A 15240-nucleotide genomic window follows, 5' to 3' on the forward strand; every position below is an offset into this window, starting at 1 on the left:
TCTAATTCGCTCCGCGCCAGTGCTCGTCTTTCCTAGACTTCAAGGGTTTTCATATCACGCTGAAAAGAAGACAAAGGGCTAAAATAAAGATCATTTTAGCCCTTTGTCCACAATCTGAGGCTTAGGAGTTCTCCTAAGCCTTTAATGTTTGCTCGTCCATCATTTTTTCGATTAATTCAAAAAATGTTTTTTTGTCGTCCTCAGATAAATGGTTGAACAGTTGATTGACAAGCAATTGGCGATTGTCGATCATTTGTTTTGCTATTTGTTCACCCGATTCAGAAAGGGTAATCCATACAGTACGGCGGTCATTGTTATTTCGAGAGCGGATAATCAGCCCTTCATCTTCTAAGTGATTGAGAGCGGTTGTTGTCGCAGAGGGAGATAATGAAACTTCCTGTAGAATATTTTTCACAGTACATGATTGATGGCGATAGATGATGCGTAAAATAAACCCTTTGATATTCGTGACGTTTTTCGGAATGTTCTCTTCATCTATTCGTTTCGTCGCCTTTAAATACTTTGTCAGTGCATGGTCTAACAAACTTGCCTCTAGCTCGAAATGTTGCATTCTCCATACCTCTTTTCCTATTGCATTCGCATTTTCCGATCAATTACTAGGTCTATCTTATCATAATAATCATCATCATTTAAACCAAAATGGAAGACGGCTATAAAATTACCTATATTATCAATTAATAAAAAGAATAATTCCAAAATGAAATGATTTTACTTTCATCTGTTTTTATTTTAGAATGTGAATGAGATAAAATCTGCCAATCCAATTGGCTGGAAATTGGCTATTGGAAATTAAACGTTTGGAGATGAAGATATTGAATACTTTACAGGCATTGCTAAACGACAGAATGGAACGCTCTTCACAAATTGAAGCGGTAACTGGCGGAGGTGTGTCTTATACATTTGAAGAATATGCAAAACGCATTGACCAGCTCGCTCATTACTTACATCGTAAGGGGATTCGAAAAGGCGACCGCGTTTGCTTTATTTGTCAAAACCATCATCACTTTTCAACGATTATGCTGGCAGCCATCAAAGCGGGTGCAGTTGCAGTTCCACTTAGCTGGCAGCTTACTTCTTTTGAGCTGGAAGGCATTTTGAAAAAAGCAGAGCCAAAGGCTTTATTTTTTGACCGAGAATTCCGTGACATCATTGCCGCTGTGAATGTGTCTTTAGAAGATTGCCTGATGGTGGAATCAGGTGTCAATGCGAAAACAACACAGCTGTTTGAAGACATTTTGGCATCAAATGATGGAAGTAACCTTGCTGAAGAGGTATCAGAAAAGGATCTAGCGATGATTTTATTCACCTCTGGGACAACGGGCAATCCAAAAGGCTGTATGGTCGGACATGGGCGAATCTATCAATTTTTAACAAGACGTGGGAATCGAGGATTTGACCTAAAAGGAAAACGATATTTAGCGAGTCACCCTCTGTATCATATGAGCTCGATCAATCACCTCATCGCAGCTGCCATTGAAGGGTATACCCTTGTCTTTTTACATGATGCAACGCCGAAACGTATTTTAGAAACAATTGAAAAAGAAAGAATTACGTTTATGATGGCCTTCCCATCAGCTTATACGTACATGCTAGAAGAGATGAAATGCGGTTCGTATGATCTTTCATCCTTTGAAATTGCGATTTCGGGTGGTACGAAGGTGCCAGTACGTTTGATTAAGGACTACAAGGAAGTGGGCATTCAAATGATGCATGGCTACGGAAGTACTGAAGCGTGGGTTGTCAGTGCATGGCATCCTGCGATGGGCGAAGATAAAATGGGATCTGCCGGTAAAGTCGATGCGGATGTAGAAGTAAAAATCGTTCATCCTGAAACAGAGGAGACATTGCCAGCTGGAGAAATAGGCGAAGTTGTCATGAGAAGCCCATTTTACTTCCTAGGCTACTACCATCAGCCTGACGCTACTGAGAAGGTACTCAAAGATGGCTGGTTCCATATGGGAGACGCAGGCTATCTAGATGAAGAAGGTTTTCTTTATATCACAGGCAGATACAAAGATGTCATTTTGTACGGCGGGGATAATATTTATCCTGACCAAGTGGAAGAAGTCATTGATCAAATTCCAGGTGTCATTGAATCAGCGGTTATTGGTGTACCAGACGATTTATATGGTGAAGTGCCAAGTGCGTATATTGTAAAAGATGAATCCATCGATTTTTGCGAAGAAGATGTTGTGAACTATTGCCAGGAGCGTTTGGCGGATTACAAGGTTCCGTCCATTCATTTCACGGAGGAACTGCCAAAAAACAAGCTTGGTAAAATTATGAAGAAAGATTTACGTGAATTGGTTGTGAATGCGTAGTACCTATTCTGCTATAATGAAATTTGAATGATTTTTTGTTTTTCTAACGTTTTGGAGGGAAAGGGTTTGCGACAAATTCTTCGTAAGAAACAAATTCACGATTTGTTAGAACAGAGTAGGCAGCAAAAGGTAAAGAAAACGCTAGGCGGGCTCGATCTAACGCTTCTTGGTATAGGGGCTGTGATTGGCACAGGGGTGATGGTGTTAACGGGAATTACAGCGGCTAAGGATGCAGGACCGGCTGTCATTTTCTCCTTTGCGATCGCAGCGATTGTGTGCAGTTTAGCAGCACTTTGTTATGCAGAAATGGCTTCAGCGCTTCCTGTATTCGGCAGTGCGTACATTTATTCATATACAACGATGGGTGAGCTCGTGGGCCATTTGATGGGCTGGACCCTATTGTCCGTTTATATGCTGACTGCTTCGGCTGTGGCCAGTGGCTGGTCTAGTTATTTCAACAGCCTGCTGGAGGGGTTTGGAATCTCTATCCCCCATCAATTCTTAGCGGGGCCAGAACAAGGCGGATACATGAATCTGCCAGCGATTATCATTGCTTTACTGATTGCGTGGATCTTATCTAGAGGAACGAAGGAAAGTAAAAAATTCAATAATATCATGGTATTTGTAAAGCTTGGCATTATTGTTCTTTTCATTGTAGTAGGTGGCTTTTATGTACAGCCAACCAATTGGCAGCCGTTCATGCCGTTTGGCGCGGAAGGTGTCATTGCCGGTGCAGCCGCTGTGTTTTTTGCCTTTTTAGGATTTGACGCGATTTCGGCTTCTGCAGAAGAGGTGAAAAATCCACAGCGCAACTTGCCAATTGGTATTATTGGTTCATTACTGATTTGTACGGTCATTTATATTGTCGTTTGTTTGGTCATGACAGGTATGGTGCACTATACAAAGCTGAATGTGACAGAGGCCATGTCCTATGTGCTGCAAAGTGTGCATCAAAATAGCGTGGCTGGTATTATTTCTGTCGGTGCTGTCATTGGATTGATGGCTGTGATTTTCGCCAATAATTATGCGGCAACTCGAATTGCCTATGCGATGGGTCGAGACGGGCTCTTGCCTAAAGTGTTTTCGAAAACAAACAAGAGCGATACACCTGTTGCAAGCATATGGATGATTGGCGGAATGACAGCTGTTATTTCAGGGTTTATTGATTTGAAGGATCTGTCCAACTTAGCGAATATCGGTGCTTTATTGACTTTTGCGATGGTGAGCTTATCTGTGCTCATTTTAAGAAAGACGCATCAGCAGCTTGAAAGGGGATTCCGGGTTCCTTTTGTACCGGTCTTGCCAATCATATCAATGGGCTGCTGCTTGTTCCTCATGCTCAACTTACCGGGCCGGACATGGCTTTACTTCGGGGTTTGGCTGTTAATCGGTGTCGTCATGTACGCAGCGTATTCAAACAAACACAGTGAATTAGCGAAATCTTTATGAGAAAAAGGTGCAAATCCGTTGACGATTTGTGCCTTTTTTCTTACGATTTGGGATAAGCTATAAAAGAGAAGCTGGACGGAACAAGAGGAGGATGAGGGATATGATCAGCGTTAGTCCTTATATTGTAGTAGAAGATGTGAAAGAATCTCTTCAATATTATCAAGGTATTTTTGGCGGAGATATTCATATTTTAAATGAACAACAAGACCGTGTGTTACATGCTGAATTGCACCTTGGAAAATCACTGCTCCACTTTTCAGATACGTTTGGCCGCACACCAAAGCCGGAGAATCTCAGATTGATTATGCAGTTTGACAATGAAGAAGAACTAAAGGCCGTGTATGAAGCGCTTGAAGCTGACGGGGATGTACTGGTAGAATTACAGGATACGTTCTTTGGCGCACTCCACGGACAAGTACAGGACCGGAAAAATGGGTTGATCTGGGTTTTGAATTATATGAAATAGATAAAGACCTTCACGATGGTGAAGGTTTTTTGACGAGTGTTTTTATTTTCTGAAAAATGGAAAATATGCTATGTTGGAAGAATAAAAGGACAAGGAGAAGGGTGGCAAAGGAATGGAACAAATTCAGTTTCAATATATCCAAACAAATGGCATAAAGCTCCATACAGCAATAGCTGGACCTGAGAATGGCCCGCTGTTTGTGCTGCTGCACGGGTTTCCTGAGTTTTGGTACGGCTGGAAAAATCAAATCATTCCCCTGGCAGAGGCAGGCTATCGTGTTGTCGTTCCTGATCAAAGAGGCTACCATCTAAGCGACAAGCCAGAAGGAGTCGATTCATATGTATTGGACAAACTGAGAGATGATATCGTGGGCTTGATTAAGACGCTGAGTCCGAATCAAAAGGCGATTGTCGGCGGACATGATTGGGGAGGAGCGGTTGCGTGGCATTTGGCATCCACACGTTCTCAATATGTAGAGAAATTAATCATTGTTAATATGCCGCATCCGCGAGTGATGATGAAGGTTCTCCCGTTTTATCCGCCACAGTGGAAGAAGAGCTCCTATATTGCTTTCTTTCAGCTTCCAAATGTACCAGAGGCAGCACTTCAAGAAAATCAATTTCAAAGGCTGGATGAAGCGATTGGGCTGACTGCTAGACCACACTTGTTCACCAAGGAGGATGTCTCAAGCTACAAGCTGGCTTGGACGCAGCCAGGAGCCATAACGTCCATGCTGAATTGGTACAGGGCTATCAAAAAAGGCGGCTTTGAAAAACCGATTTCAAAACGCATTCTCGTTCCTGTTCGCATGATCTGGGGGATGGAGGACAAGTTTCTAAGCAGAAAGCTGGCGAAGGAATCGATTAAGATTTGTCCAAACGGACAGCTGATTTTTGTCGATGATGCTTCTCATTGGATCAATCATGAAAAACCAAATGTCGTCAATAAACTCATACTCGAATTTTTGAAATAAAGGAAAAAGCTCTGATCAGAAGACCAGAGCTTTTTTTATTTACCCGATTTGATTCTTTTTCAAAGAAGCAGGTTCGTCGTCCCAGCATTCAATTTTCTCATTGTTTGGAACGGCATTTTTATAGAAGATAGGATCTTTGCCTTCTTTTTTCTGTCTCGTATAATCCTTCAATGCTGCAAAGGCGACCTTAGACAGCATGGTAATGGCAATCAGGTTGACGATGACCATGAGTCCCATGAATAGGTCGGCTAAACCCCAAACGACAGGAACAGTGGCAACAGCACCGAAAAGGACCATTCCAATAACGGCAATTCGATAGATGTTAAGCCAAATTTTGTTCGCTCCCAGGAATTCAATGTTCGTTTCACCATAGTAATAGTTACCGATTAATGTACTAAAAGCGAATAGGAAAATCATGATCGCAAGGAATCCGGAGGCCCATGGTCCCATGTGCTGGCTTAGTGAAGCCTGTGTTAATTCAATTCCTTGCAGGTTTGTTGTTTTATACGCATCAGAGAACAGAACAATAAAGGCTGTACTTGTACAAATAATTAATGTATCTGTTAACACGCCGAACGCTTGGATTAACCCTTGTTTAACAGGATGGCTCGTCACTGCAGTTGCTGCTGCGTTAGGTGCACTACCCATACCAGCTTCGTTTGAGAAGAGACCGCGTTTAATCCCTTGTAATAATGCCCCACCTAGTGTACCTCCAGCGAATTGTTCAAAACCGAAGGCATGTTGCACAATTGTACTAATGACACCAGGAAGTTCTGTGATATTTGTGATAATGACAAAGAAAGCAATTCCGATGTAAGCAACAGCAAGCACAACTACGATATATTCAGATGCCTTTGCAATTGCTTGGATTCCCTTGAAAATAATCGCTGCAAAAATAACGGCCATAACAATGCCGACTGTTAAACGGTCTAGACCAAAGGAGCTTTTAAAAGCGACTGTGATTGTATTGGATTGAACCGCGTTAAAGACAATTCCGAAAGAAATCGTAATCAGGATGGCAAATAAAACCCCCATCCAGCGCTTGTTTAATCCTTTTTCCATGTAATAAGCAGGTCCACCGCGGAATCCTGATTTATCTTTTACTTTATACACTTGAGCCAGTGTACTTTCGACAAAGCTTGAGGCAGAACCGATAATCGCTACGATCCACATCCAAAAAATGGCCCCAGGACCTCCAATCGCAATTGCGATGGCAATCCCTGTGATATTCCCTGTTCCTACACGTGCCGCCATACTGATGGCGAATGCTTGGAACGGTGAAATGCCCTCTTTTTCTTTTCTTCCTTCTCTTAGGACACGCAGCATTTCTTTTATCATTCTCACTTGCAGGAAGCGTGTTCTATATGTGAAGTAGACCCCAACTCCAAGTAATAGAGCAATCACAATATAAGTCCAAATAAAATCATTTGTATGTGTTAAATAAGATACCAAAACTTTTTCGTTCATAACATCACCTCTTCGAATTCATCACTGTTCTTTTTAAAAAATACTGAGATCCCACTCTTTGGCAAGCTTTTTCAGCATCATGACACCGGTAATGCTATTTCCGCAATCGTCAATGGCGGGACCGTAAATGCCGATTCCACAGCCTGTCTGAAACGGGAATTCTCGTCTTGCGCTTGGCGGAACGCAAGCCATAATTCCTCCAGACACACCACTTTTAGCTGGAACGCCTACGAAAGCAGCAAAATTACCAGAGGCATTATACATGCCGCATGTCAGCATCAATGCTTTTGTTAGTCTTGCGATATCTTTTGGGATGACTTGGACTTGTTTAAAGGGATGGTAGCCATCACTTGATATAATCAGTCCAATCAAGGCGATGTCCTCTGTTGTGACCTCAATGGAACATTGCTTTAAATACACTTCTAACGTGTCCTCGACATCTGATTCTAAGTAATTGGTTTCTTTCAAATAATAAGCAAGTGCCCGGTTTCGATGGGCAGTTGCCCATTCTGATTGATAAACCTCTTCATTAACAGAAGGGCGCTTACCTATTAAGTTTTCGATTAAATCGAAAATATATGCTAGCTTTTCTGTAGAAGTATTTCCTGGAAGGATGGAGGAGACGGTAATAGCTCCAGCATTAATCATTGGATTAAAGGGCTTCCCTGGTTTATGCATCTCAAGGCGGTAGATGGAATTAAATGCATCACCAGTTGGCTCTACATCTACCCGATCCAAGACGTAAGGTACGCCTCTTCCTAAACAGGCAGCTATAAAGCTGATGACTTTTGAGATACTTTGTAGGGTAAAGGGAACGTCCCAATCACCATATCGTACAGATGATCCATCTGGGCCTATCACGCTGATACCAAGCTGAGAGGAATTCACTTTTCCGAGTGCTGGGATGTAGCCAGCATTCTGACCGTTTTTGTAATATGGTCGTATTTCTTCTGCCCATTGATCAACAGAAGATTGGCATGCGTGTTGTGTATTATTAGAAATTGCTGTTTTCATACGATTCCTCCAATCAAAAATCAAAAAGTACCCTATTGAATTGGCGGATGACAAAAAATGCGATCAAATAGGCACGAAAACATGTTACACATCTTCAAAGAACTTGTCATGCGCTGCTTGTACCACTCCTTTACACCTAAATATATGTTCAAATGAAGGCTTTGGCGGCGATAAAACAAAAAGGGCTTTTAGTGAAAATTCAGAAAACGCTTACATATAGTTTCACTAAAATTGTTCATTCAATTTATCTTGGAAACTACACAATCTGACGTAAATCTACAGAAAAATTTACAAATAAAAATCAGTCTGTCGATAATTGTCTAAACAATTCCCATTATTGTAGACAATCTCCAAAATGCAGAATAGCTGAAAGGTCACCTTGCTGCCTCGGAGAATAGTCATAAAAAAGGATTTTGGAGATGAAAGGAGTAGCGAAAATTATTTTTTTGCACATTGTGAAGAAAAGAGTCTCCTTGTATACTGTGGCTATGCAAACAGGGGAAGGGATGTCAGTCACTTGAGTTTAAACCAGCTTGTCAAAAAAGACGCATTCATTTTAATTTTTATGGTGGTGATTGTGCCGCTTGCAGGAGAGCTGAAGTTTTATCCTGTGAACGAGACATTTCGCATCAGTTTTGGAGCACCTGCGTTTTTCTTTTGTTTATTACTCTTAAGAAAATCTAGACCACTGCTGCCGGGATTTTTAACAGGCGCAGCCATTGTGCTTTTTCGAGTAGGCTTAGATCTGATTCAGCAGAATGCTGATTTGGCTGCGTCGTTTTATCAGCAATTCCCAAGTTTCTTTTTCTATTTCACTTATGCTTTTCTGTTTTTTGCCGTCCGTACGGGGCGTTTTAAGCAGCGCTCTATTTTCATTGGGATCATCGGTCTCATGATCGAACTACTTGCTGATTTTGTCGAGCTGTTTGTACAATTTCTAGTGTTCGATACAACGATGACCTTATCAAAGCTGAGTGATATGTTCCTCATTGCGTTTGCTCACAGCTTTGTGGTGATCAGCTTTTTTAATATGATGAGGCTGTATGAGGCACAATCAAGAGAGAAACAAATCATGAAACAAAATGAGCATATGATGATGGTCATTTCGAATTTATATGAGGAAACGGTTCACTTAAAGAAAACGTTAAAACATACAGAGCATATTACGCAAGAATCATATCGGCTTTACCGTCTACTGCATGACCACGAAGCAGGGAAGAAAGTGAGTCAGGAGCTGTTGAAGCTTGCAGGAGAAATCCATGAGGTGAAAAAGGACAATCAGCGTATTTATGCTGGGCTTTCAAAGCTGATTACAAAGGAAAATATGCAAGACTATATGAGAGCCGAAGAGCTTGTTCGCATTGTCATCCGCATTCAAGAAAAATACGCCCTATCTCTAGAGAAAAACATCTCCTTTACATCTGATATACGAGGTATTCATTTGCATGATTATCATGTGTTCATTTTCTTATCTTTGATTAATAATTTAATGGCAAATGCAGTTGAAGCAATAGAAGATAACGGAACGATCTCGCTCGTATTAAAAGGCAGTCATGATAAAATAGAGATTCGGATTGAAGATGATGGACCGGGTATTCCTGAAAAATTGAAAGAGGTTGTATTTGATCCAGGCTACACTTCAAAATTTGATGCATTTGGTACACCGTCTACTGGGATTGGCTTATCCTATGTGAGAGAGCTGGTTCAAGAGCTTGGCGGTCAAATCCAGATCGAACAAAAAGAAACAAAAGGTACAGCTTTTCAGCTTGTCCTTCCTATACAAAATTTAATACAGAGAGGGTGAGTGTATGCGATTTTTCATTGCAGATGATGATCGTGCAATACGCTCGATTTTAGGTCAAATCATTGAGGATGAGGATTTGGGAGAGGTCGTGGATGAAGCTGATGACGGAATTGGATTAGAAGCCCATTCATTGAACCTAAAAAAAGTAGACATCCTTCTGATTGATCTATTAATGCCTGCTAGAGATGGCATTCAAACCATTCGTCATATTCACCCTGAATTCAAAGGCAAGGTCATCATGATTTCTCAAGTAGAGGCGAAAGAAATGATGGCAGAAGCCTATGAACTGGGGATTGAATATTATATTCATAAACCCGTCAATCGAATTGAGATCGTCAGTGTCATTCGAAAAGTCATAGAGCGCATCAAGCTGGAAAAATCGATTTACGATATTCAAGCTTCCCTTCGCCATGTGCTGCCATTAGAGCCCGTGATTTCTCGTGATGCGGGCACTGGGGCGAAGCGAAGAACGATGAAAGAGGCAGGAGAATTTCTCCTATCTGAATTAGGAATTGTCGGAGAGAGCGGCTCTAAGGATCTAATAGAGATACTGATCTACTTACATGAAACACAGACAGCCAATTCTCATGAGGTCAATTTCCCTCCACTAAAGCAGTTATTTATCAAAACGGCGGAGAGAAAGCTGAATCATGGTGCGACCGATGTGGAAGTGATGCGGGAAGTAAAAGCAGCAGAACAGCGAATTAGACGAGCCATTCATCATTCCTTGAATCATTTTGCCTCATTAGGATTAACAGATTTCTCAAATCCTAAGTTTGAGCACTATGCGTCGAAGTTTTTTGATTTTACCGATGTCAGCCAAAGGATGAAAGAAATGCAGAAGACATCTTCGCCCGCAGGATCGACGGGCAGAGTCAATACGAAGAAGTTCGTTCAAATCTTTTATTTCGAAGCAAAGCAGTTATTCGAAGGAATGAGCTAAGAAAAATCTGTTGGAATGATTGGAGAAAATAAACAGAGAAAGGGAGCCTTTTTCTATGATCCGTCGTGCTAGTCAGGTGTCTTTGTTATTTGTCTGATCATTCTGATTTTTCTTTTTTCTTGAAAATAAAACCCTCCTGTGCGATCGTTTGTTAAAATAGTGAGGTTAGACTAGAATGTCGGAGGTTTTATTTTGGGAAAAATTAAACGAAATGCGCTCTGCCCTTGCGGAAGCGGAAAAAAATATAAACATTGCTGTGGCCAAAAGTCAGGCGGAGAACAAACGTCTGAGCTTGTGTTTAAGGAAGCTGTACAAGTTCAAAAGGATTTAATGAATTATGCTTTCTCTAAGCATCAGAGAGCGATCAATCAATTCATTAATGAGTTTACATTTCTTGCGGATATGGATAAAGAAACGCAACAAATCTCAGTCTTTCATTTGAGTGTATGGGGCATCTTCTTCCGCCCATTAACTGATAAGAAAGAAACCATCTTCCATGAATTCCTGACAAAGAAAGCAGAGGATATTACCCGTCCGAAAACAAAACAAGTGGTTCAATCTTGGACAGACATGGAACCATCATTGCTTTTATTAAATGAAAAAGCAGGCGAGTCTCTTTACTTTGAGAATATGGTGACATCGGAGAAGGTTGAAGTTGATGTAAAACCGGATCAAACAGTGCTGCCAGAGAAGGGGAGTCTCGTGCTTGGTTTCCCTGTTCAGTTTGAAGAAAAAGCAGAGTTTTTCATTCAATATACGATGTTTGCGAAAGAGTTTACAGATACCCTTCTTCTTCAGGTTCGCCAGCTCGTTGAAGCATATGAAGCAAATGGAGGAGCACGCAGCACATTTATGAGAGAATCATTCCCAGAAGTGCTGAAGTGCATGTTTGCAAAGCAAGAGGTAGAAGAAACAGAAGCACCTGCTCAAACGGTAGGCGGCACAGGCCTATCAGCAGATCGTATGGACTGGGCAAATGACGTTCAGCTGGAGACAGCCAAGCTGATTGAAGACGGGATGAAGGAGCACGGTGATCAAAGCCTGACAGATGGCGCTTTAACAGTTTGGAAAGCCTATTGTGATCAGAAATCACCTGTAATCCGTAAAGCAGCGTCGTTTGCTGCGGGAATCGAATACTACATTCATTCACTTGCAAGTGATGCTCCACTTTCTCAAGCACAAGTAGCGAAAAAGTATGGCATCAGTGCGTCTACTGTATCGAGCCGTTTTAAAGATATCGAAAAAGCGGTCAAAGAAGAGCAAGAGGCGACTGTATAACGTAATGAAAAAAGACGCGGCACCTTCAAGGGGCCAGCGTCTTTTTTGTTTCTTATTATCTCGTTTTAATAAAGCCGCTCATGTACTGCGCTGTATTATAATCGTTGAGGTCAATTTTCCACTGACCATCCCCATTACGTTTCATTTTCACTTCATATTCAGCTGGGCTGGAGACTGGAGGAAGCTTTTCGAATTCAGATGCGTACATGCTTAAGCTTTTCTTATACAATTCTTCTTTAGAGCGGATTTTGCCGTTGTAAAACTCATCTCTTTGCTTGTCTAGCTTGTCTTTTAAGTTAGACGCATCAATGCCTGTTACTTGTGCGACAACCTTAGCTTCGTCATCTGAGATGGTTTTCACACTTGTTTCAACTTTGGCTTTATCCTTCATCGTGTTTTGAATGCGTTTGTACATGGAAAGAATATCACGGTCACTGACTTCATTTCCATAAATTCCTGCACTTCTCTTGAAATCTTTCACAAACATTTCATGATATTTATTGACGACATCTGATTGGTTGTCGCCCGTTAATTCTGAGAATTGATCGTTCTTTTTGTCAAAGACAATAATGTCGGTATAAGCGGATAGCGCTTTTGCTGGGTTATCCAGTTTTTTCGCTGTATCGAGTATCTTTTTGCCATCAAGTTCAATTTCGATAGAATCACTGTTTTTCTTGATGCTGTCGTGGTAGACGAACTGATATTTTTTACCTTTGTCCACTAGGAAATAAAGCGCACCTGATAGTGACTTTCCTTTGTTCAATGAACCAAGGTCAAGGCGGTCTTTACTGCCGTAGAATTTCAAATCAGATACTTTGGCATCGTCCTGATAAAGGGAGAAGTCAGAGTTATATAATGAAAGGGCTTTGTCACCTTTGTTTGTGATCGTTAGGTTGACTTTTAACACCATTTCATTGTCTCGTAAGGTAGTTGTTGAGTCTTCTGGTAACGTATATTCGTAGCTATTGACTTTTACCTCTGCTGTTTTCGTTGATTTTTGATCAGCATCGGTTGATTTTGCTGAGCTCTGGCAGGCTGCAGAGATGATCATCACGAATGAAATCATGAGGAGTGCACTTATTTTTTTAAGATTCACAGTTGATGCTCCTTTACTTTTCTTTCGTCATTTTATTCCCGCTATCTGACTAAGAAAAAAGAAACAGATAGAATGGTATATTCGGGTGTTAAAGGGGAAAATCTCCTTATGACGATTTGCACTATTCATTCTATCGAAATTCATTCAGGATACGGAATAGGTTTTAGTCCCTATCTTTGATAGATTTTTACACAAATACCTATAAAAAAAGGAATTTTGTGAGCATAATATACCGGTTAATAAGAATTAATTTATCGATTTATCATGGGTTTTAGATGTTTTTTTTATGAAAATCTTGAAATGAAGGTGTTGAATACGTCGCAAGAATCTAATTTCGAAGACAGCTTAAATGAATTTATCATTCGTACCATCTATTTCGCAGCGTCCATCCCTTAAGAGAGCAGTATACTTGAATTTTGAAAATGATTCGTGGGAAAATAAGGATGATTAAGCAGATAAGGGAGATGAGCTTTTGAAAAAGGTAACGCTTGGACGAACTAATTTACAGGTGAATCCGATAGGGCTTGGTACGAATGCGGTAGGTGGGCATAATTTATTCCCGAATCTGAGTGAAGATGCTGGACGGGAGCTTGTGGAAACGGCTCTTGATCAAGGTGTCAATTTCTTAGATTCTGCCTTTATTTATGGGCTGGGCCGTTCAGAAGAATTGATCGGTGAGATCATTGCCAAAAGAGGCGGTAGAGATGAGCTTGTCCTTGCGACAAAAGGAGCTCATAAAGAAGTAAACGGGCAAATTGAACTCGATAATAGTCGTGATTTCTTAAGAGAGCAGGTCGAAAATAGCCTGAAGCGACTGCAAACAGATTATATTGATTTGTACTATATGCATTTCCCAGATGGGCGCACGCCGCTGGAAGAAGTAGCAGGCACATTAAAGGAATTGAAGGACGAAGGGAAAATCAAGGCCATTGGTGCATCAAATCTTGATTTTGAACAGCTTCAAGCCTTTAATCGAGATGGTTACTTAGACGTGCTTCAGTCGGAGTATTCTCTGCTGAAACGTCAGGCGGAGCAGGATCTTCTTCCATACTGCGTTGAGCATGGTATTTCCTTTATTCCTTATTTCCCATTAGCATCAGGCTTGTTGACTGGGAAATTTACAAAGGATGCGACATTTGATGATATTCGAGCAAAGGACCCGCTTTTCCAAGGCGATGCGTTCCTTCAAAATCTCGAAAAAGTAGACAAGCTGAAGGCCATTGCCCAATCGAAGAATGCAGAAACGGCACACGTCGCACTGGCATGGCTTTTAGCGCAGGACGGCATTGATGCCATTATTCCTGGTGCAAAACGAGCAGAGCAAGTCTTGCAAAACCTAAAAACAAACGATGTTCAATTAACAGAAGAGGAAATCAACCAAATCGACCAGATCTTCTCTTAATATATAAAAAAATAAGGTGCTCAGCTGCACCTTATTTTTTTATGTCACCCGTGAGAGGGATTTTGATCACGAGCCGAAAGTTTGGAGAACGGTAAGTGAAATCAAGCATACCGTCTGCTTTTCCAACAAGCTGATGGATAATATAAGTCCCCATTCCTTGATGCTCGCCGCCTTTTGTGGAACGGCCAAAGGTTTTGAACAAATGATCTAATACGTGTTTCTCCATTCCTTTTGTGCTGTTTTCACAATGGATTAAAAATAGCCCGCTTCGAATAGAGGTCGTAACCGAGATGCTGGCCTCTTTCCCGGCTTGCTTCGCTTCAATTGCTGCATCAAGGGCATTGTCAAGCAGGTTGCCAGTAAAACTAACCTGATCCGCCTTTGAAAAGGGAAGCGATGAAAAGGGTGCTTGAAGATCTAGTGAAAGTGCAATGTCCTCTTTTTCAGCCCGCTGGAAAAAGGGATGAAGGGTTGAGGCCAGATAAGCGTTTTCCCCTTTGATCCAAGGGAAATGTTTCACGTATTGCTGAATCAAATCCTTGATCTCATGCTCGTCGTTCGACGTGGAAAAGGCATTTAAATGTCTGGCTGTTTCATGATGTTTACTGCGCAGCTCAAGCAGCAATTCATTGGTTCTTGATTCTGCGTTTGTCAGCTCTTGAAGCCGCCCGTTTAACCGGTGCTCCGTCTGCATCATCTTCAATGAAAGGAGATCTGCTGTGATCATGATCATGAAAGCCAAAAGATGGCCCAGCCCGTTCCCTTGAGGGAGAAAAAGCGAAAGCCCTGCGCATGTGATCAGCACAAAAGCGCCTAATATCACGTATCCACTGATACTAGGCCAAAACCTTTTGTAAATGAAGAATGTATAAAGACAAATGACACAAAAAGTGAGGAGCCACAAAACAACAGACGTCAACGGAAGAAAAGCTTCAGCAGTTGCTCGAAACGAAAGACCTAGCCATATGAGAGCATATATGCGGAATCCAAGATAGAAAGCGTTCAC

Annotated in this window: 13 protein-coding genes; 8 read left to right on the top strand and 5 right to left on the bottom strand. The window is 41.4% G+C overall.

The window, feature by feature from the left end; translation table 11 throughout:
• Positions 1 to 133: 133 nt before the first annotated feature.
• Complete coding sequence (locus C6W18_RS14360; protein WP_105927987.1) at positions 134 to 571, bottom strand: MarR family winged helix-turn-helix transcriptional regulator; 438 nt, start codon at positions 569 to 571, stop codon at positions 134 to 136.
• Positions 572 to 833: 262 nt separating this feature from the next.
• On the opposite strand from C6W18_RS14360, the gene C6W18_RS14365 reads away from it, so the two are divergent.
• The 4 genes from C6W18_RS14365 (at position 834) to C6W18_RS14380 (ending at position 5230) form a co-directional block, all read left to right on the top strand.
• Complete coding sequence (locus C6W18_RS14365; protein ID WP_034320527.1) at positions 834 to 2342, top strand: class I adenylate-forming enzyme family protein; 1509 nt, start codon at positions 834 to 836, stop codon at positions 2340 to 2342.
• 66 nt (positions 2343 to 2408) lie between these two features.
• Positions 2409 to 3791 (top strand): amino acid permease, encoded by a 1383-nt coding sequence (locus C6W18_RS14370; RefSeq protein WP_105927988.1) that lies wholly within the window; start codon positions 2409 to 2411, stop codon positions 3789 to 3791.
• A 100-nt stretch (positions 3792 to 3891) separates the two neighbouring features.
• Positions 3892 to 4257, top strand: a complete 366-nt coding sequence (locus tag C6W18_RS14375) for a VOC family protein (RefSeq protein WP_034320533.1) — start codon at positions 3892 to 3894, stop codon at positions 4255 to 4257.
• A gap of 112 nt (positions 4258 to 4369) precedes the next feature.
• A complete protein-coding gene (locus C6W18_RS14380; RefSeq protein WP_105927989.1) occupies positions 4370 to 5230 on the top strand; it encodes an alpha/beta fold hydrolase in 861 nt (286 codons plus the stop codon).
• 39 nt (positions 5231 to 5269) lie between these two features.
• Here C6W18_RS14380 and C6W18_RS14385 read toward each other — a convergent pair whose 3' ends face one another.
• Together C6W18_RS14385 and C6W18_RS14390 are read right to left on the bottom strand one after the other, a co-directional pair.
• On the bottom strand, positions 5270 to 6697 hold the full coding sequence (locus C6W18_RS14385) for an alanine/glycine:cation symporter family protein (RefSeq protein ID WP_034320539.1): 1428 nt from the start codon (positions 6695 to 6697) through the stop codon (positions 5270 to 5272).
• A 33-nt stretch (positions 6698 to 6730) separates the two neighbouring features.
• Entirely contained in the window at positions 6731 to 7711 is a 981-nt protein-coding gene (locus tag C6W18_RS14390; RefSeq protein ID WP_051691126.1) for a glutaminase, read from the bottom strand.
• A 517-nt stretch (positions 7712 to 8228) separates the two neighbouring features.
• On the opposite strand from C6W18_RS14390, the gene C6W18_RS14395 reads away from it, so the two are divergent.
• The 3 genes from C6W18_RS14395 (at position 8229) to C6W18_RS14405 (ending at position 11736) form a co-directional block, all read left to right on the top strand.
• Positions 8229 to 9515, top strand: a complete 1287-nt coding sequence (locus C6W18_RS14395) for a sensor histidine kinase (protein WP_034320542.1) — start codon at positions 8229 to 8231, stop codon at positions 9513 to 9515.
• A 4-nt stretch (positions 9516 to 9519) separates the two neighbouring features.
• Positions 9520 to 10458, top strand: a complete 939-nt coding sequence (locus tag C6W18_RS14400; protein WP_034320544.1) for a response regulator — start codon at positions 9520 to 9522, stop codon at positions 10456 to 10458.
• Between the two features lie 192 nt (positions 10459 to 10650).
• Complete coding sequence (locus C6W18_RS14405) at positions 10651 to 11736, top strand: SEC-C metal-binding domain-containing protein (protein ID WP_034320546.1); 1086 nt, start codon at positions 10651 to 10653, stop codon at positions 11734 to 11736.
• A 55-nt stretch (positions 11737 to 11791) separates the two neighbouring features.
• On the opposite strand, the gene C6W18_RS14410 is transcribed toward C6W18_RS14405, so the two are convergent.
• On the bottom strand, positions 11792 to 12832 hold the full coding sequence (locus C6W18_RS14410) for a DUF4352 domain-containing protein (RefSeq protein ID WP_105927990.1): 1041 nt from the start codon (positions 12830 to 12832) through the stop codon (positions 11792 to 11794).
• Between the two features lie 472 nt (positions 12833 to 13304).
• On the opposite strand from C6W18_RS14410, the gene C6W18_RS14415 reads away from it, so the two are divergent.
• A complete protein-coding gene (locus C6W18_RS14415) occupies positions 13305 to 14234 on the top strand; it encodes an aldo/keto reductase (protein WP_034320552.1) in 930 nt (309 codons plus the stop codon).
• 31 nt (positions 14235 to 14265) lie between these two features.
• Here the strand turns inward: C6W18_RS14415 and C6W18_RS14420 are convergent, their stop codons facing one another.
• Positions 14266 to 15240, bottom strand: coding sequence for a sensor histidine kinase (locus C6W18_RS14420; RefSeq protein ID WP_105927991.1), 975 nt, complete (start codon positions 15238 to 15240; stop codon positions 14266 to 14268).

It is taken from the genome of Bacillus sp. LLTC93 (genome assembly GCF_002993125.1).
Lineage (GTDB): Bacteria > Bacillota > Bacilli > Bacillales > Bacillaceae > Bacillus > Bacillus zhangzhouensis.